Consider the following 17,933-nt stretch of genomic DNA (forward strand, 5'->3'; position numbering starts at 1 on the left):
CACCGTTGTCCTGGTCGTTGATGGAGGCCCGCCGTTGGACCGCCATCAGCATCGTTCAATGGAACGCAGCGCTGCGTTCTTCGCGACGGGTGGCGCTCACTGGCGCCGCGTGCATCCGTCTGCTTTCACAGTTGCAACATGCTTGCCAATACGTGACCGGGCCTCGCATGCGGGAAAATCGAAGGTTTGCCCGCCGTCCTGGCGATGCCTGGCCGACCGCGCGCGCCATTTGTGTGCGTCATGCACCAGCGCCTGTCACGCCGAGGCGCGCGCATCGGCGCGAAACGCGATGTCGAATTCCCGCGCATAGGCGGCCGGCTGGCTGCCGTCCCACACGCGCCCGTCGATGAGACGCGCGCTGCGCAGGGGCGAGGCCGGCAGCGGCACGCCGAGCGCGGCGGCCGCATCCGCGTACAGCGCCGACTGGTTGACCGCGGCCGCGACCGCCGCGTAGTCCGGGTCGTGATGGAGCAGGCCCCAGCGTCGAAACTGGGTCATGAACCACATGCCGTCGGACAGGTAGGGATAGTTCACGCGGCCCGCGTCGTGAAAGCGGATGGCGTGTTCGTCCTGCCAGTGATGACCGAGACCATCGATGTAGTCGCCGCCGAGGCGCGCCGCGATCAGCGAGGCCGGCAAGCCCAGGCAGTCTTCGCTGGCCAGCAGGTTGGCGACGCCGACGCGGTTGGGCAGTTCGTCGAGATAACGACATGCCTCCAGTACCGCCATGACCAGCGCGCGCGCGGCGCGCGGCCGCGCGCTGACGAAGGCGCGCGTGGCGGCGAGGGTCTTTTCCGGGTGCTCGGGCCATACCTGCTGCGAGGTGGCGACGGTGTAGCCGACACCCGCGGCGAGCGCGCGGGCATTCCACGGCTCGCCGGCGCAGTAGCCGTCGATGCTGCCCTCGCCGAGGCGTTCGACCATCTGCATGGGCGGCACGGTCGAGGTGCGCACATCGCGCAACGGATCGATGCCGTGCGCCGCCAGCCAGTAGTACAACCACAGGGCGTGGGTGCCGGTCGGAAAGGTGTGGGCGAAATGCGCGTCCTCGCCGCTGTGTTCGAGATAGTCGGCGAGCTCGGCGCCGCTGGTTACGCCCAACGCACGCAAACTGTTGCCGAGCGTGATGGCCTGGCCGTTCTGGTTGAGTGTCATCAGCACCGCCATGTCACGGCGCGGACCGCCGATGCCGAGCTCCACGCCGTACACCAGGCCGTACAACATCTGCGCGGCATCGAGCGCGCCGCCCAGCAGCTTGTCGCGCACCGCCGCCCACGACGGTTCGCGCGACGCCACGATGCGGATGCCGTGACGCGCGTCGAAGCCGAGCGCGGCCGCCACCACCAGCGGCGCGCAATCGGTGAGGGCCAGGTAGCCGACGCGCACTTGTTCGTGTTCGACGCGCCGCTTGATGGTATGGGTCATGGTGATGGCGCTCCCGCGCGCTTCAGGCCAGGAGCTCGGCGGCGGCGATCAGCGAGCGCGCGAGTTCCACCAGTTTGAGATTCCGATCCATGGCCATGCGTCGCATCGCCGCGTAGGCGGCGCCCTCGTCCATGCCTTTCTGCTTCATGAGTATGCCCTTGGCCTTTTCCACCAGCTTGCGTTCGGCAAGTGCGCTGCGCGCGTCGTCGAGTTCGCGTTTCACCGCCTGGAACTGTTCGAAACGACTGATGGCGACCGTCAACACCGGCGCCACCCGCGCCGGCTCGAGATCCCCCACCACGTAGGCGCTGACGCCGGCCGCCAGGGCGTTCTTGATCAGGCTCTCGTCGCCATCCTGGGTGAAGATCACGACCGGCCGCGGCTGTTCGCGATTCAAGGCGTGCATGTCCTCGAGGATGTCGCGATTGGGCGAGTCGATGTCGATGATCACCATGTCGGGCGCGACGCGCAGCACCTGCTCGCGCAGGCAACGCCCGTGATCGAAATGCGCGACGATGTGATGACCGGCCGCGAGCAGGGTCTTTTCCAGTACCGCCGCGCGCTCCGGGTAGGCATCGACGAGCAGGATGCGCATCAGAACTTCATCTCCGCCCACAGCCACAGCTTGGTCAGATCGTAGGCCTGCTTGCCGGCGCTGGCGGCGCCGTTGCGCGCGAGGTTGGTGGCGTTGCCCGACGCTTCGTAACGCGCGAGCTTGATGCCCAGCGTGTAGTGCTCGAAGAACGGCCGTGTGAGCTGTACGTCCCACTCGCTGCCGTAGTCGTAACCGCCGCGCTCGGCGTCGAAGTCGTGGTAGACAACCATCAAGTTGGCGCCCATGGTCTTCACGGCGAGCGTGCCGTAGACGTCGACCACGCCATCGGCGGGCGTGGTGAGGAAGCGATCCGCCCAGCCCTGGAAGGCGTGGTTGGTGCCGAGCGGCGTCTGGAAGGCGCGCGCGACCTTGCCCTTGCCGACCGTCACCGCGCCGTCGCCGCCCAACACTTCGACGCTGGCCTTGAGCGTGAGCGTTTCCAGCCACGGGTGGTTGAACGCGCGCGTGACGCCAATCTCGCCGAGGGTGTAATTGACGCTGATGTCGACCGGGGTGTCGCTGCCGTAGTCCTGCTGATGGGCGAATTCGACCGCGTACAACAGCTTCGAGGCCGAGCCGACCAGGTCGTAGGCGCCCTGCAAGCGCGCGCCGTAGGTCGCGGTCGAGAGCGCGCGGGTGGCGGCCAGACGGTTGTCGCCAAAATCGAGCAGGTAGGCGTAGGGTTCGAGCGTCGAATACGGAATGCCGCGCCAGCTCAGATCGATGAGATGAGCATCGAGATCGAAGTCGGCGCGATCGGCCAGGGGATTGTCTTCGCCGAATATGCGATTGGCATTCCACACGTAGGCATAGTCGACGTGCAGTGCCGCAATGCTGTCGTTGACCACGCGCAGCGCGTCGTAGCTCTGCCAGTTCTGGCGCCACAGCACGTTGCCGACGTAGCGATGCAACGGCGCGGCGCGATGTTCGATTTCCTGGCGCCCGAGCGTGACCTGGGTCTTGGGCAGGCCTCGGTAGCGCAGGTTGGCCTGCTGGATCTCGGTGCCCTGCGGGTCGACCACCGCCGCGCGCGACAGCACGCCGTTGTGGCCGCCGTCGTTGAAATCCTCGTCACCGAGCGCGCGTACGTCTTCAAGTTGGCCATATAGTCCGAAGCCATGGTAGAGCCCGGTGCTGTAACCGAGCGCGCTGCGCAAGGTATTGGCATAGGCATCGGCCAGCCGTGGCTGCTGGCCGTCGTCGACGTTTTCGAAGCGATAGCGCAGAAGCAAATCGGGCTTGCCGCCACTCAAGGCCCGCCACAAATCGTCGGCCGGCGCGTTGCGCATTACTGCCATGATCATCATCGTCATCAAGATGCTGGCCATCTCGCGATGGCGTCGGGATGTCGTGCTCACGCTCGGTTCCTCATGCGGTTGCTGTCGGCTTGGGGTGCGGCGCGCGGACCTCGTGGACATCACGCGCGAGCACATACCCGGTGCGCCGTTGCAACCGGCAGGGAACGGTTGCGAATCAACCGAGCCCGGCATTGGGCCATCTCCCGTCGAAGACTTAGCAATATCGGGGCCAGCAAAAAAAGCCTGCGATTACCGCGTCTAGGCCACCTGCATTCGTGACAACGGCGCGCCCTTGCACCGCCGTGATCGTCGCGGCCCCAAATGCGTGCACGCCGCGCGCGGGGCATTGCTTTTCTTGACCACGCCACGCAAGGTGCGGCGATGAATGCGAGCGCCGATGCACACCGTCCCCTGCCGCGCACGGTCTGGGCGCTCGGCGTGGTCAGCCTGTTGATGGATGCCTCGTCGGAGACCATCCATGCACTGTTGCCGCTGTTCCTCACCACCACCCTCGGCGCGAGCGTGATGCTGGTCGGCATCATCGATGGCGTGGCCGAAGCGACCGCCGCCATCGCCAAGGTGTTTTCCGGCTACCTGTCCGATCGCATGGGCCGACGCAAACCGCTCATCCTGCTCGGCTACGGCCTCGGCGCGCTGTCCAAACCCCTGTTCCCGCTCGCCGCCAGCGCCGGCCTGGTGTTCGGCGCGCGTTTCATCGATCGCATCGGCAAGGGATTGCGCGGCGCACCGCGCGATGCGCTGGTGGCCGACGTCACGCCGCTGGAGCAGCGCGGCCGCGCCTATGGTCTGCGCCAGGCGCTCGACACGGTCGGCGCGTTCATCGGGCCGCTGGCCGCCATCGTGCTCATGCAGGTGTTCGCCAACGACATGCGCAGCGTGTTCTGGTTTGCGGCGCTGCCGGCCGCGCTCGCGGTGTTGTGCGTGCTGGTCGGCGTGGAGGATGCCGAGCGGCCCGCGGCGCACGCGCCGCGCGCGCCGCCGCTGCGGCTCGCCGAACTGGCGAGCCTCGGTGCGCCTTACTGGCGGGTGGTGACACTCGGCGTGGTGTTCACTCTGGCGCGCTTCAGCGAGGCTTTCCTGATCCTCAAGGCGCACGACAGCGGGCTGCCGCTGGCGCTGGCGCCGCTGGTGCTGGTGACGATGAACGTGGTCTACGCTCTCGGCGCCTACCCGGCTGGCGCGCTGTCGGACCGCATCGGCGCGCGCGGCCTGTTGCTGGCCTCGCTGGCGGCCTTGATGGCGGCCGATGTGCTGCTCGCGCTCGGTGATGGCCTGGCGCTCGTGTTCAGCGGCATCGCGCTGTGGGGCCTGCACATGGCATTGAGCCAGGGCCTGCTCGCCAAGCTGGTGGCGGAACACGCGCCGGCCGCCCTGCGCGGCTCGGCTTTCGGCCTGTTCAACCTCACGAGCGGTGTGGCCATGCTGTTCGCCAGCGTGCTGGCCGGCGGACTGTGGCAGGCCTTTGGCGCGGCCGCGACGTTCTGGGCCGGCGCGCTGATCGCGCTGCTCGCCGCGCTGCTGGTGGGCCGCCTGGACCGGGGACACGCCGCCGCTTCCCCTTGAGCGCCCAAACAGCTTAGATTTCTCCCGCGCGCAGCGCGCCTAGCAGGAGGAGGAATCCAGCGTGAGTACCAGCACCATTCTCTATGACGAGCGGGTCAGCGAGGGCATCAACGCCGTCGCCGACGGCGCTCACCTGTGGCTGACGGCGGCCGACCTCGCCCAGGCCACCGGTTGGAAAGTCGAACCTGAAGGCCTGTGCCGTGGCGACGCCTGCGTGCGCACGCAGCCGGCGTGGACCGACGGCCAGGGCCGGGTCGATCTCGCCGCGTTCGCGGCCTACATGGGCCAGCCCATGCTCCACGACAGCCAGGCCTATGCCTTCGGCGAATCGCTGGGCAAGCGTCGCGATTCGCTGTTCTCGCTCGAAGCGCCCGACTTCTGCCTGCCCGATATCGACGGCAAGCTGCACAAGCTGTCGGACTTTCGCGGCAAGAAAGTCTTCATGTATTCCTGGGGCTCTTACTGAGGCTGTTCGTTTGACCTGTCCGTGTGGCAGGCAGTGTACGAAGAGCTGAAGGGTTTGAATTTCGAGATCATCGCCGTCGCCTTCGATACCGCCGGCAAGGCCGCCGTCGAAGCCGGCATCCGCGCCGTCGATTGCAAGGAACGCCCGGCCATGCTCGCGCGTTTGATGGGTTGGTCCGAGGATCTGTGGGCGCGCCAGGCACCGCCGACCTATACCTGCCTCATCGATGAAGCGCACGTGGTCGCCGAGTTGTATGGCATGGTCAACGTGCCGCAGGGCGTGTGGATCGATGAGAACGGGCATATCGTGCGCCCCGCCGAATCGGCCGGCAGCGCCGACATGGTCAGGCACATGAACCGCGAAACCTTCGAGATCCCGGACGCCGCGGCGGCCGAGGGCATGAGCATACGCAATGCCTATGTCGACGCGGTGCGTGACTGGGCGCGTAACGGCGCCAAGAGTCGCTACGTGCTGTCACCCGAGGAAGTGCGCAAGCGCATGCGCGGGCCCAAGGAGGAAGACGTGCTGGCGGCGACCCACGTCAAGCTCGGCCGTCATCTCTACACCCACGGCCAGCTCGAACGTGCCAAGCATCACTTCAAGGAAGCCGTGCGCCTGTGTCCCGACAGTTGGAACTACCGTCGCCAGTCCAACATGCTCGACCCCGACAAGGTCGGCCAGTTGAATTCAGGCCCGGAGTTCTGGGCAGCGGTCGATGCGCTCGGCGACACGCCCTACTACCCGCCGGCTGATTTCAGCATGGTGCGCTAGGCGATCTTCTGTGGGTCAGACTTCAGTCTGACATTCGAGTCGAGGCCGACCTCGGTTTGATTTTGCTTGTCAGCCTGAAGGCTGACCCACAAGAAGCTTCTGGCGATTGTCGGCGTATGATGCGGCCATGACCGAGCGCCCCTTTCATCACACCGATACCGGGTTCCGCAACAACTATCCCGAAGGCTGGAAGCGCGGCAGCTTCTGGGCCTGGCAACGCGAGCGCTGGCGAGACGGCGTGCCGAAGCCGCCGCCGGGTGGCTGGCAGTTTCCGCACGACGTGCCGAACAGCGCATGGCTGCGCGCCAATCGCGACGTGCCGACCCTGACCTGGCTCGGTCACTCGACGTTCCTGCTGCAGATAGGCGGGCTCAACGTCATCACCGATCCGCATCTGTCGCCGCGCGCCTCGCCGTTCAAGCGAATGGGACCGAAACGCTGGATGCCGCCGGCCATCGAAGTCGAAGCGCTGCCGCACATCGACCTCGCACTCATTTCGCACAATCACTACGATCATCTCGACGAGGCCACGGTTACGCGCCTCGCGCGCCAGGCCGGCGGACCGCCACGTTACATGGTGCCCTTGAAGCTTGCCGAGTGGTTCAAACGGCGCGGCTTGAACAGCGTCACCGAACTCGACTGGTGGCAGATCTTTTCGCACGCCGGCGTGACGCTGACCTTCACGCCGGTGCAGCACTGGAGCGCGCGCGGCACCTGGGACCGCGACCGCTCACTGTGGGGCGGCTGGCGCCTCGATCACCCGTCCTTCAGCTTCTTCTTCGCCGGCGACACCGGCTATTCACCGGACTTCAAGGACATCCACGCGCGCCTCGGCGCGGTCGATCTCGCGGCCTTGCCGATTGGCGCCTACGCGCCGCGCTGGTTCATGCAGGTCATGCACACCGACCCCGACGAGGCCGTGCAGATCCACCACGATCTGCATGCCCGCCATTCGGTCGCCATGCACTGGGGCACTTTCGTATTGACCGATGAGCCGCTGGACGAGCCGCCGCAGCGGCTGCGGCGTGCGCTGGCCGCTGCGAATCTGACGGACGACGACTTCTGGCTCATGCGCCACGGTGAGACGCGGCACCTGACGCTGTAGGTGCGAATTCATTCGCACATTCGACCTGGCTGGCCAGTGGCTTCCTTGTGGGTCAGGCTTCAGCCTGACAAGCGCAATGTGCGAATGAATTCGCACCTACGGTTCCAGGATGATGTCCTTGTAGGTACCGCCGGCCGGGATCATCGGGTAGACGTTCTGTTCCTGGTCGACGATCACGTCGACCAGGTACGGCTCATTGGGATCTTCGAGCATGCGCGCATAGGCGGCCGCCAGTTCGGCGCGTGTGCGCACGCGTTCGGCCTTGACGCGGTAGCCGGCGGCGATGGTCACGAAATCGGGATAGATGTCGGTGTCGTCGCTGCGCTTTACGCTCATCGGATCGGCCAATGACGATTCGGCGCGATGGCCGCCGTAGATCATGTCCTGCCACTGGCGCACCATGCCCAGCCACTGGTTGTTGATGCACACCACTTTCACGCCGAGGCCATAACGATGCAGGGTCGACAGCTCGTGGATGCTCATGTTGAGTGAGCCGTCGCCGTCGATGTCGATGACCATGCGCCCGGGCGCGCCGACCTTGGCGCCGATGGCGGCCGGCAGGCCATAACCCATGGTGCCGAAGCCTGAGCTCGACAGGAACGAACGCGTGCGCTTGACCGCGTAGTGCTGCATGGCCCACATCTGGTGCTGGCCGACGCCGACCGTGACCAAGGCCTCGCCGCCGGTCATGTCCGACAGCAGCGCAATGGCCGCCGGCCCGGTCAGCGTGTCCTGATGGCGCGCCACCAGCGGATGCCGGCTCTTCAGCTCGTCCAGGTAGCTGCGCCAGGCGTCGCATCGGGCGGGCTGGACCGCCGCCAGCAGCTGCGCCATGGCAATACGCAGATCGGCGCTCACGCCCAAGGTCACGACCTTGTTCTTGTTGATCTCGTTGCGGTCGATGTCGATGTGGATGATCTGACCGTGCTTGATGAACTCGGCGACGTTGCCGGTCACGCGATCGTCGAAGCGCACGCCGAGCGCGATCACGAGATCGGCTTCGTTGACGGCGACGTTGGCGGCGTAGCTGCCGTGCATGCCGAGCACGTGCAGCCACAGCGGATGGCCGGCCGGCACCGCACCCAGGCCCATGATGGTGGTGGTGAGCGGGCAGCCGAGTTTTTCCGCCAGCGCCACCAGTTCGGCCTCGGTGCCGCTGCTGATGACGCCGCCGCCGGCATAGATCACCGGGCGTTCGGCTTCGGCAATCATGCGTACGCACTGCTTGAGCACGGGTTCGGCGATGCCGCCCAGCGGCGTTTCGGGCGCATCGATAACGGCCGGTATGCGCGGCGCCACGTAACGCCCTTCGGGGTCGCGCGGTACGTGCTGCTGTATGTCCTTGGGCAGGTCCAGCAGCACCGGGCCGGGGCGATTGCCGCCGGCCAAGGCAAAGCCGTTGCGCACCACCTGCGGAATGTCGACCACGCGCTCGACCTGCAGGCTGGCCTTGGTGATGGGCCGCGTGATGGCGCAGATGTCCGCTTCCTGGAAGGCGTTCTTGCCGAGCAGGTGGCTGGGCACGTTGCCGGTGATGGCGACCACCGGCGTCGAATCGCTGTTGGCATCGGCGAGACCGGTGACGAGGTTGCAGGCGCCCGGGCCCGAGGTTGCCAGGCATACGCCGATGCGGCCGGTGGCGCGCGCGAAGCCCTGCGCGGCATGCACCGCGCCCTGCTCGTGCTCGGTGCGGTAGCAACGGATGTCGAACTCGTCGAGCACGTCGAAGATCTCGACGTTGGCGCCGCCCGGGTAGCCGAACAGGCAATCGACGCCCTCGGCCTTGAGCGCGGCGGCGAGGATCTGCGCGCCACGCCGGGCGGCGGCGCGATCTTCGGGCCGGATGGCCGACAATGGTCCGCCGGTGACGCTCGGCAGATCGCCGTAGGTAACGTTGTCGGTGGGCAATTGCTCGTGATCTTTTTTCATGCGGGCTCTCGGCGCCTGGGCGCGCTGTTCGATTTCAACGCGACGGCAAGTCCAGGACCTGCTTGGCGATGATGTTGCGTTGGATCTCGTTGCTGCCGCCGTAGATCGGCGTCGGCCGCGCATTGTAGTAAGGACTCAGCACGTCGACGCCAGCCTCGCCGAAGCGCGCTTCCCCGACGCAGGCGCCGGCCGCGCCGCCGCATTCGAGGATGAATTCGCTCAAGCGCGAGAACGATTCACTGGCGAAGATCTTGAGCAGCGAGACGTCGGCGCCCAAGGTATCTCCGCGCTTGATGATGGCGGCGAATTCCTTGTACAGCGACTCCAGATCGGCGACGTCGAGCGCGTAGGCGGTGAGCCTGTCGACGAACACCGGGTTGGCATACAGGCCGCGCGCGGTGGCCAGCGCGTCGAGGCGATTGAGCGCGTACTGGCAGGTCTTGGGGCTGCCGACGAAGATGCGCTCGAAACCGAGCAGCGCCTTGGCGATGGTCCAGCCGTCGTTCTCGCGCCCGACCAGCGCGCTGACCGGAATGCGCACGCCGTCCAGGAACACTTCGCAGAATTCCTCGTCGCCGGCGATGTTGCGGATCGGGCGGATGGTGATGCCCGGCACCGACAGGTCGATCAGCACGAAGCTGATGCCGGCCTGCGGCTTGGCGTCGACGTCGGTGCGCACCAGGCAGAACATGTGCGTCGCGTCCTGGGCGAGCGTGGTCCAGATCTTCTGCCCGGTGATCACGTATTCGTCGCCATCGCGAATGGCACGGGTGCGCAGCGAGGCGAGATCGGAACCGGCGTTGGGTTCGGAATAGCCCTGGCACCAGATGTGCTCGCCGGACAAGGCGCGCGGCAGGTAATAAGCCTGCTGTTCGGAAGTGCCGTAACGCATCAGTACCGGGCCGATCATGATGATGCCCTGGTCCGGCGTGCGTGCCACGCCCCAGCGCTCTTTCTCCTCGGTGAAGATCATGAGCTTGTCGGCGTTGAGCCCCATGCCGCCGTGCGCGGTCGGCCAGGCGGGCGCGGCCCAGCCGCGCGTATACAGGGCGGCGTACCAGTCGCGGCATTGCGCCCAGCGCAGGCGTACCGAGGGATTGCGCAGGGCCGCCGGGTAGTTGGTCTCGAACCAACCGCGCACGGTGGCGCGGAAGGCGTCGTCACTGAGACTGTTCCAGTCGCCGTCGGGCGCGGCGGCATCGATATCGACCGTCACCGCCTTGGCGGACTCGGCAACGAGCGCGCCGCGCTGCGCGGCCAGCAGCGCACGGTGCTCGGCGGCATTGCCGTAACGCGCCGCCAGCACCAGCGCGCGATTGAGATACAGGCCGACATCGCAGTCGTCGGTATAGCCGATACCGCCATGCAGCTGCACCGCTTCGCGGGCGATGAGCAGCGCCGCGTGGCAGGCGCGGTGACGGGCGCGACTGGCAGCGCGCGCGGCGACCGCGCCGCCCTGTTCGACCAGCGCCGCGCCCTCCGCCACCACCGCGTCGCCGAGGCGCAGCTGCAGGTACATGTCGACCATGCGGTGCTGCAAGACCTGGAAGCTGCCGATGCGCACGCCGAACTGCTGGCGCGTGCCGAGATATTCCCGCGTGATGTCGAACAGCGCATGGGCAAGCCCCAAGAGGTAGGCGCTGGAGGCAAGCTCCACCGTCACGCGCGCGTAGTTCGCGGCATCGCGCGCCACCTCGTCGCTGCCGAGCAGGCGCGCCGGGCACTCGCGGAGCACCAGGCGTGCGTCGCGGCTGCCATCGGCGAGCGGCAGATCCTCGAGCTCGGCGCCGGGCGCACCGCACGCGACGTGAAACCAGGCCGGCTTGCCGCCCAGCATGGCGGGCAACAGCCAGCCGTCGGCATCGCGCCCCAGCGGCAGCTGGGGCCAGGTGCCGCTGAGAACATGGGCATGCCGGCCGGCGCGTACCTCGAGCCGCGCGAACAGCTCACCGCCGCGCTCATCGAGGGCCGCCACCAACACCTGGTGGCCGGACAGCAGCGCCGGCAGCAGCACATCGTCGGGCGCCATCTCGCCGAGCAGGGCGGCGGCGGCGACCGCGCTCTCGAGCAGCGGCTCGGGCGCGGCCACCGCGCCGAGCTGACGACTCACGGCCAGCATTGCCGCGACCGGCGCGCCGAGGCCACCGCAATAGTCCGGCACCACGAGGCCTGTCCAGCCGAGCTCGGCCATGGCCTGCCAGTGCGCGCGATCGAAGGCCGGGCTGGCGCCGCGCAGCGCGCGCAGGCGCGAACGCGGCAAGGCGCGCGCGCAGAAATCGGCGGCGCTGTCGGCCATGAGTTGCGCCACGTCCTGGTCGGTGTCGTCGTGGGCTTGGGGGGAAGCGGGCTGGTTCACGCTGGAATGCTCCGGGTTGGGCGGCGCCCGCGGCATCGTGGCGATGCGCGTGCGGATGCAGCCGCGGTCAAAACAGGAATTTGATGACGATGCCGGCGAACGCGCAGCTCGCCAATACGCGCACCATCCCGATGCGCCAATGGAACAAGGCGGCGAACGCCGCCACCGCCACCGCCAGCGACGGCCAGTCCGGCGCCTGGTCCAGGCCCGCCGGCCAAAACGTGTGGTGGGCGAAGAATACCGCGAGACTGGCGACCACGCCGACCACCGCCGCCGTGATGGCGGTCAGCGGCGCGGTGAAATGCAGGGCGTCGCGCGTCGATTCGACCAGCGGCGCGCCGGCCAGGATGAACAGGAACGACGGCAGGAACGTGAACCAGGTGACCAGCAGCGCCGCCAGCACGGCATTGGTGAGCGGTGCGACGCCGGCCGGCAGGCTCGCGCCGTGGCCGCCGAGGAAGGCCACGAAGGCCACCACCATGATCAGCGGCCCGGGCGTGGTCTCGCCCAGCGCCAGGCCATCGATCATCTGCGCCGGCGTCAGCCAGCCGTAATGCGTCACCGCGCCCTGGTAGACATAGGGCAGCACCGCGTAGGCGCCGCCGAAGGTCAGCAGCGCGGCCTTGGTGAAGAACCAGCCCATGTGCGTGAGGGTGTCGTCGGCGCCGCGCAGCAGGTGCAGCGCCGCCATCGGCGCCGCCCACAGCAGCACGCCGAGCAGCGCCACGGCAACCAGGCGCGACCAACGGAAATGCGCATGGGCCGGACGCGGCGTGTGATCGTCGATGAGCGCCGCGCCGTAGCTGGCCTGTTGCGCGGCATGCCGCGCACCGCCCGCGAACAAGGCCGGCCACCAGCGGCCGCCGGCGGCGCCGAGCAGCGCCGCCGTCAGCACGATGTACGGAAACGGCACGTGCAACACCGTGATGGCGATGAAGGACAGCGCCGCCAGCCCCCACAGCCAGCGATTGGCGAGCGCGCGCGTGCCGATCCGATGGGCGGCCTGCAGCACGATGGCGGTGACCGCCGGCTTCAAGCCGTAGAAGAGCGCCGCCAGCAGCGGCAGCTGACCGTAGCTGACGTACAGCCACGACAACAGGATCAACAGCAGCAATGACGGCAGCACGAACAGCACGCCGGCCGCGATGCCGCCCGCCGTGCGATGCAACAGCCAGCCGATATAGGTGGCGAGCTGCTGGGCTTCGGGCCCGGGCAGCAGCATGCAGTAGTTGAGTGCGTGGAGGAAACGGCGCTCGGAGATCCAGCGGCGTCGCTCGACCAGCTCCTGGTGCATGATGGCGATCTGCCCGGCCGGCCCGCCGAAGCTGATCAGGCCCAGGCGCAGCCAATAGCGCAGCGCCTCGCCGAAGCTCGGCGCGCGCGGCGCGGTTTGTCTGTCGCCCGGCACGTCCGCGCGTTCCTGCGGGTGCGAATTCATTCGCACATTCACTCACCTCGTCGAACACCCTCATCCCGGTGTCGAATGTGCGAATGAATTCGCACCTACAGAATGCGGCGCAAAGGCTGGCGAGCCATCGCGCGGCCTGCACCGCGGCGGCCGCGATCCTAGCGAAGTTCGCGCGGCGCGCCTATCGCGCTTGAAATGCCGCGCGGCGCCGCCATCTAGGCGCCATGAACGAAGCCGTCATCCTGGTGTGCGCCCACTGCGCGCAATTGAACCGCATACCCAGCGCCCGCCTCGGCGACCAGCCGCGCTGCGGGAGCTGCAAGCAGGCCCTGCTCAGCACCGCGCCCATCGTGCTCGACGATCGCAACTTCGAGCGCTACGTCGGCCGCAGCGAGCTGCCGGTGGTGGTCGATTTCTGGGCCGCCTGGTGCGGGCCGTGCAAGATGATGGCGCCGGTGTTCGCGCAGGCCGCGCAGCGCCTTGCGCCACGCGTGATCCTGGCCAAGGTCGATACCGAGGCCGCGCCGCGCACCGCCCATCAGCACAACATTCGCAGCATCCCGACGCTGGTGGTGTTTCGCGATGGCTTCGAAGTGGCGCGCCAGTCGGGCGCCGTCGACCTGGCGCGCCTCATGGCCTTCGTCGCGCCGCATGTCGACATCGAGAGCGGCCATGCATGAGCTGGAGATTGGTGGCATTGCCACCCTTTAGATTGGTGGCATTGCCACCCTTTGTGGGTCAGACTTCAGTCTGACATCGCGCCGAATACGGACCGAAGCCCGCTGCCGGGCATCAGACTGAAGTCTGACCCACAATTTGAGCGGGATTCCGGCGTTCCTGGCTCGTATCGTGCCCCACCCCCCCCACCAGGCCCGCCCATGAACCCCACTCACACCGAGCGCAGCGTCACCCGCATCGTGCAGGGCCAGGCCACTTCCGACGGCGCGGGCGTACGCCTGTTTCGCGTCATCGGTGGCCAGACGCTGCCGGAGCTCGATCCCTTCCTGCTGCTGGACGAATTCGTGTCGGACGATCCGGACGACTACATCGGCGGCTTCCCGGACCATCCCCATCGCGGCTTCGAGACCGTCACCTACATGCTGGCGGGCCGCATGCGCCACGGCGACAACCAGGGCAACAGCGGCCTGCTGCAGGCCGGCAGCGTGCAGTGGATGACGGCCGGGCGCGGCATCCTGCATTCGGAAATGCCGGAGCAGGAGAACGGCCTCATGTGGGGCTTCCAGCTGTGGGTCAACCTGCCGGCGCGCTCGAAGATGATGGCGCCGCGCTACCAGGACATTGCGCCGTCCGACATTCCGGTCGTCATCACGCCCGCCGGCAATCGCATGAAAGTCATCGCCGGCGCGTTTCACGGCGCGCAAGGGCCGGTGGCGGGCATCGAGGCCGAACCGGTGTATGTCGACATCGAGTTCGGCGCCGGCGCGCGCGAAACGGTGGCCTTGCCCGGCACGCACAATGCCTTCGTGTATTGCTACCAGGGCGCGGTGACGGTCGGCGATGCCGACCCGACGCTGGTCGGACATCGGCGCCTGGCGGTGCTGTCGGCCGGGCCGACGGTCGCGCTCACCGCCGGCGACGAGGGCGCGAAAGTGATCGTGGTGGCGGGCAAGCCCTTCAACGAACCGGTGGCCCGCTACGGCCCGTTCGTGATGAACACGCGCGAAGAGTTGATGCAGGCGGTCGACGATTTGCGCAACGGCCGCTTCTGAGCGGCGCGCGCTCAGCCGGGAAAGGCGGCGCGCGTCGCCATCCACAGGTAGCCTAAGCCGAACGCGACCAACAGCAGCACGCCCAACTGGTCGCCCGTCGCCAGCGAACGTTCGTCTTCCCAGCGCCGCGCCAGGGCGCGTTCGCGCGCGAACATGAACAAGGGCAAGGCCGCACTGAACGCGACCAGGCAGCCGAACACCACGTAGCCCCACACCATGCCGATACGCAGGCGGCGCGCTTCGGCCAGCATCCACGCGCTCGCGGCGATACACACGAAGATCAAATCGATGGTGGCGAAACGGCTGGCGGGATGCAGCAAGGTGTCGCGCCAGAACTGGCGCTGCGCGTCGAGGAACGACAGCTCGAGATAGTCCAGGATCTGCGACCAGGTGCCGAGCAGCGCGACCACGGCCAGCAGCAGCCAGCCGGCCTGTCGCGCGTGGGTGTTCAGTCGCATCGCAATCTCCGGGACCGGATACGGTACGGGCCGGCGTTCAGGCCGCCGGCTTGTTGCGCCTGATGCCGATGGAGCGCCCGACGGCCACCGGTCGCGCCAGTTGGCGCTGCGCTTCATGCAATTGTTCTAGGGCTGCGCGCACGCTCGGCGTGAAAGCGCTGGCGCGGCGCGCGACGGTGTCGAAGTGCAGGCCCAGTTGCTCGTGGGTGGCGAGCAATTCGTCGCCGCGATACATCTCCTGGTAGAGATGCATCTTCTTGTCGTCGAAATCGAGCACGCGTGATTCGATGCGCAGTTCGTCGCCCAGCAGCGCTTCGTTCTGGAACGTGATGTGGGATTCGAGCGCGACCCAGGAATTATTCGTGCGTCGCGTGTAATCAGCGCCCATGCCGATGACCAGGGTCAAACCTTCGCCGGCATCATCGAAGGCCTTCAGGTAATAAGCGACGTTCATGTGCTCGTTGTAATCGAGCCAGTCACGGCCGACCGTCACGCGGTGTTCGCACAAGCCATTTTCCGGAAGCGTCATGCCCTGCCCTTCGAGGTTCGTCGCAGCGCGGCATTCTGCCCGAGCGCGGCGCGGGGGGTCCAGCGCGACGGCTAGACGCGATAGCGCAGGCGATAGGCCGCGTGCGTACCGGGCGGCGCGACTTCGAGCGCCTCGAAGCCATCGTGACCGTCCGCCGCCACCGCCTCGTGCACGGCGGCGGTCAACAGGATCTCGCCGGCCACGGCAGTGTCTTCGCCGAGCTTGGCGGCGGCATTGACCTCGGCGCCGAACACGTCGGCATCGCCGATGCGCAGCACGTCGCCATAGCCCACCCCGACGCCCAGCAGCACGTGCTCGGCGCGCGGCCGCACGGCGTTGTAGGCCGACAGGCAGCGCTGCATGTCGATGGCGGCGTGCAAGGCATCGCCGGGGCTGCGGAAGATGACCAGCATGCTGTCGCCTTCGGTCTTGAGCAGGATGCCCGCGCCGCGTTCCAGGCACGGCACCAGCAGGCGATGGGAAATATGGATGGTCTGCAGGAACTGCACGATGCCGAACTCGGCGACATGGCGCGAGAAGCCGATGAGGTCGGTGAACATCACCGCCCAGCGCTCGCCGAACAGCTTCCAGATCACCGCATCGATGGCCGCGGTGTCGGCGCCCGGCGCCAGCCTGTCTTCGATCAGCCGTTCGAGACGGTCCTGGGAAGCGTGGGATTCAATGCGGTCGAACAGCGGCATGACGGTTCCCGTGTGGCAATGCAGTCAGACTATCGGTACGGCGAGCACGGCTCCATGCCCATGGCGAAGCATGTGCCCGCCCTCCAATCCCGGGCGCGGGCGCGCGCCATCGTCGGCGCCATGCAAGTTTCAGCGCCGCTGGCCGATATACGGCACGCGCCGTGTGGCATTATGCCCCGGACCGGCCCTCCACCCCACGCCATGGTGGTCGCGCCTTCGACCTGCCCTTCACCGCATGCCTTTGCCCCAGTCGGGGGCCCGCCGCGTGTCCGCGGCGCCAGTTTGAACGGTCCACCGCGCCCGCCCCTGTCCGCGCCCTCGCAGCGCGAGAGTAGTGCCGGACGGACCCCCCGTGCTCAGGAGATTGCCGATGAGCCACTCTCGCAACGTGCAAGTACTTGACCCCGACGGTCCGACGACTGTCCTCGCCAGCATCGAGAAACGCCTGGAAGTGGCGCTCGCCGGCTCGCGCATGGGTTGGTTCGAGCGCGATGTCGATTCGGGCCTGGTGAGCGGCTCGCCGTCGTGCGCAGAAATTTTCGGCTTCGAGGACCGCGAGGGTCCTTGGCCGTTCGCCGATTTCGTGGCGCGCATCGTCGCGGAGGACCGCGCCGACTACCTCGACGAAATCAGGCTTTGCGAGGGTGGAGCGCATCTTGCCTCGCGTGCCATCCGCTACCGCATCCGTCGACCCGACGGCGCGCTTCGCAACATCGAGGCGCGCTACGGCGAGATCCGTGACCACGGCAAGCGCTATCGCTTCGGCCTGGTCATGGATGTGACCGACGTCGCGGTGCTGAACGAACAGCTCGAAGACAACAGCGCGTGGCTCGATATCGCCATGGAATCGATCAACGTGGTGTTCTGGGATCGCGATCTCGTGACCGGCGCCGTGCGCACGTCGGCCAATTACGGTGCGTTCTTCGGCCTCGAGCGCGGCCGCACCGATTGGCAGTTCGCCGACTTCCTGACCGTCGTCCATCCGGACGACCATGCCGTGCTGGAAGCAGCCTTGGCCAGCACGCTGGCCCGTAACGACGAATACGGCCCCAAGTACCGCATCGTCGGAGCAGGCGGTGTGCATCGCTGGCTGGAATCCAAGGGCCGCCTGCAGCGCGATGTCCACGGCCAACCGCGGCGCCTGATCGGCGTGACCTGGGACGTGAGCGAGCGGCGCCTGAGCGAGGAACGGCTGCTGGGCATCGCCAATCTCGTGCCCGGCATGGTCTACCAGCTGCAGCGCAAGCCCGACGGTCAATACACCTTGACCTACGTCAGTGAAGGTATTCGTGGGCTGTGCGGCCTGGACGCGGAAAGCGCGCGCGCCGACGCTGTGAGCTTCTTGCGACACATTCATCGCGACGAGCGCGAACGTTTCCTGGCGTCGAGCGAAGCGTCGGCGGCGGCCTTGTCGCCGTGGCACGAGGAATTCCGCATGCTCGATGCCGATGGCGCGCAGCGCTGGGTGGAAGGCCACGCCCTGCCCCAGCGCATGCCCGATGGCACGGTGCTGTGGCACGGCCACATCTTCGACATCACCGAGCGCAAAGCCATCGAAAGCGACCTGCGCGAGACCAG

16 protein-coding genes are annotated in these 17,933 nt (G+C 67.4%); 7 read left to right on the forward strand and 9 right to left on the reverse strand.

Annotated features, from left to right (window positions below; genetic code table 11):
- Positions 1-255: 255 nt before the first annotated feature.
- The 3 genes from IPM80_23385 to IPM80_23395 are packed head-to-tail and all read right to left on the reverse strand — an operon-like array spanning position 256 to position 3,378.
- Positions 256-1,425, reverse strand: coding sequence for an ABC transporter substrate-binding protein (locus IPM80_23385; protein ID MBK8961289.1), 1,170 nt, complete (start codon positions 1,423-1,425; stop codon positions 256-258).
- Between the two features lie 22 nt (positions 1,426-1,447).
- Complete coding sequence (locus IPM80_23390) at positions 1,448-2,020, reverse strand: ANTAR domain-containing protein (protein MBK8961290.1); 573 nt, start codon at positions 2,018-2,020, stop codon at positions 1,448-1,450.
- Positions 2,020-3,378, reverse strand: coding sequence for a hypothetical protein (locus tag IPM80_23395; GenBank protein MBK8961291.1), 1,359 nt, complete (start codon positions 3,376-3,378; stop codon positions 2,020-2,022). The genes IPM80_23390 and IPM80_23395 overlap by 1 nt, the downstream gene beginning before the upstream one ends.
- A gap of 321 nt (positions 3,379-3,699) precedes the next feature.
- On the opposite strand from IPM80_23395, the gene IPM80_23400 reads away from it, so the two are divergent.
- The 4 genes from IPM80_23400 (at position 3,700) to IPM80_23415 (ending at position 7,244) form a co-directional block, all read left to right on the forward strand.
- Positions 3,700-4,902 (forward strand): MFS transporter, encoded by a 1,203-nt coding sequence (locus tag IPM80_23400; protein MBK8961292.1) that lies wholly within the window; start codon positions 3,700-3,702, stop codon positions 4,900-4,902.
- A 61-nt stretch (positions 4,903-4,963) separates the two neighbouring features.
- The gene (locus IPM80_23405) at positions 4,964-5,368 is read left to right on the forward strand and encodes a hypothetical protein (GenBank protein ID MBK8961293.1); all 405 of its coding nucleotides are present in this window, start codon (positions 4,964-4,966) and stop codon (positions 5,366-5,368) included.
- Between the two features lie 21 nt (positions 5,369-5,389).
- A complete protein-coding gene (locus IPM80_23410) occupies positions 5,390-6,139 on the forward strand; it encodes a thioredoxin family protein (GenBank protein MBK8961294.1) in 750 nt (249 codons plus the stop codon).
- Positions 6,140-6,266: 127 nt separating this feature from the next.
- Positions 6,267-7,244: an MBL fold metallo-hydrolase gene (locus IPM80_23415; protein ID MBK8961295.1), complete on the forward strand. Its 978-nt coding sequence runs from the start codon at positions 6,267-6,269 to the stop codon at positions 7,242-7,244.
- 96 nt (positions 7,245-7,340) lie between these two features.
- Here the strand turns inward: IPM80_23415 and ilvB are convergent, their stop codons facing one another.
- From ilvB to chrA, 3 genes are all read right to left on the reverse strand, one after another.
- Positions 7,341-9,173 (reverse strand): biosynthetic-type acetolactate synthase large subunit, encoded by a 1,833-nt coding sequence (gene ilvB, locus IPM80_23420; protein MBK8961296.1) that lies wholly within the window; start codon positions 9,171-9,173, stop codon positions 7,341-7,343.
- Positions 9,174-9,207: 34 nt separating this feature from the next.
- Complete coding sequence (locus IPM80_23425) at positions 9,208-11,529, reverse strand: acyl-CoA dehydrogenase (GenBank protein ID MBK8961297.1); 2,322 nt, start codon at positions 11,527-11,529, stop codon at positions 9,208-9,210.
- A 67-nt stretch (positions 11,530-11,596) separates the two neighbouring features.
- On the reverse strand, positions 11,597-12,967 hold the full coding sequence (chrA, locus tag IPM80_23430) for a chromate efflux transporter (protein ID MBK8961298.1): 1,371 nt from the start codon (positions 12,965-12,967) through the stop codon (positions 11,597-11,599).
- A gap of 194 nt (positions 12,968-13,161) precedes the next feature.
- Between chrA and trxC the strand changes: the two genes are divergently transcribed.
- Complete coding sequence (gene trxC / locus IPM80_23435; protein MBK8961299.1) at positions 13,162-13,617, forward strand: thioredoxin TrxC; 456 nt, start codon at positions 13,162-13,164, stop codon at positions 13,615-13,617.
- A 198-nt stretch (positions 13,618-13,815) separates the two neighbouring features.
- Positions 13,816-14,667: a pirin family protein gene (locus IPM80_23440; GenBank protein ID MBK8961300.1), complete on the forward strand. Its 852-nt coding sequence runs from the start codon at positions 13,816-13,818 to the stop codon at positions 14,665-14,667.
- A gap of 11 nt (positions 14,668-14,678) precedes the next feature.
- Here IPM80_23440 and IPM80_23445 read toward each other — a convergent pair whose 3' ends face one another.
- From IPM80_23445 to IPM80_23455, 3 genes are all read right to left on the reverse strand, one after another.
- Entirely contained in the window at positions 14,679-15,125 is a 447-nt protein-coding gene (locus IPM80_23445; GenBank protein ID MBK8961301.1) for a DUF2834 domain-containing protein, read from the reverse strand.
- 37 nt (positions 15,126-15,162) lie between these two features.
- The gene (locus IPM80_23450; GenBank protein ID MBK8961302.1) at positions 15,163-15,654 is read right to left on the reverse strand and encodes a thioesterase family protein; all 492 of its coding nucleotides are present in this window, start codon (positions 15,652-15,654) and stop codon (positions 15,163-15,165) included.
- A 71-nt stretch (positions 15,655-15,725) separates the two neighbouring features.
- Positions 15,726-16,355 carry an adenylate/guanylate cyclase domain-containing protein gene (locus IPM80_23455; GenBank protein MBK8961303.1) on the reverse strand — a complete coding sequence of 210 codons (630 nt, stop codon included), beginning with the start codon at positions 16,353-16,355 and terminating at the stop codon, positions 15,726-15,728.
- 370 nt (positions 16,356-16,725) lie between these two features.
- Between IPM80_23455 and IPM80_23460 the strand changes: the two genes are divergently transcribed.
- Positions 16,726-17,933: PAS domain-containing protein (locus IPM80_23460; protein MBK8961304.1), on the forward strand; the 1,208-nt coding region annotated here is incomplete at its 3' end.

Source organism: Pseudomonadota bacterium, assembly GCA_016719885.1.
Classification (GTDB): domain Bacteria; phylum Pseudomonadota; class Gammaproteobacteria.

Bases quoted from the DNA above. Each gene is read 5' to 3' on its own strand.
- IPM80_23385 (MBK8961289.1), bottom strand. From the start codon at position 1,425: ATGACCCATACCATCAAGCGGCGCGTCGAACACGAACAAGTGCGCGTC.
- IPM80_23390 (MBK8961290.1), bottom strand. From the start codon at position 2,020: ATGCGCATCCTGCTCGTCGATGCCTACCCGGAGCGCGCGGCGGTACTG.
- IPM80_23400 (MBK8961292.1), top strand. From the start codon at position 3,700: ATGAATGCGAGCGCCGATGCACACCGTCCCCTGCCGCGCACGGTCTGG.
- IPM80_23415 (MBK8961295.1), top strand. From the start codon at position 6,267: ATGACCGAGCGCCCCTTTCATCACACCGATACCGGGTTCCGCAACAAC.
- ilvB (MBK8961296.1), bottom strand. From the start codon at position 9,173: ATGAAAAAAGATCACGAGCAATTGCCCACCGACAACGTTACCTACGGC.
- chrA (MBK8961298.1), bottom strand. From the start codon at position 12,967: ATGAATTCGCACCCGCAGGAACGCGCGGACGTGCCGGGCGACAGACAA.
- trxC (MBK8961299.1), top strand. From the start codon at position 13,162: ATGAACGAAGCCGTCATCCTGGTGTGCGCCCACTGCGCGCAATTGAAC.
- IPM80_23440 (MBK8961300.1), top strand. From the start codon at position 13,816: ATGAACCCCACTCACACCGAGCGCAGCGTCACCCGCATCGTGCAGGGC.
- IPM80_23445 (MBK8961301.1), bottom strand. From the start codon at position 15,125: ATGCGACTGAACACCCACGCGCGACAGGCCGGCTGGCTGCTGCTGGCC.
- IPM80_23450 (MBK8961302.1), bottom strand. From the start codon at position 15,654: ATGACGCTTCCGGAAAATGGCTTGTGCGAACACCGCGTGACGGTCGGC.
- IPM80_23455 (MBK8961303.1), bottom strand. From the start codon at position 16,355: ATGCCGCTGTTCGACCGCATTGAATCCCACGCTTCCCAGGACCGTCTC.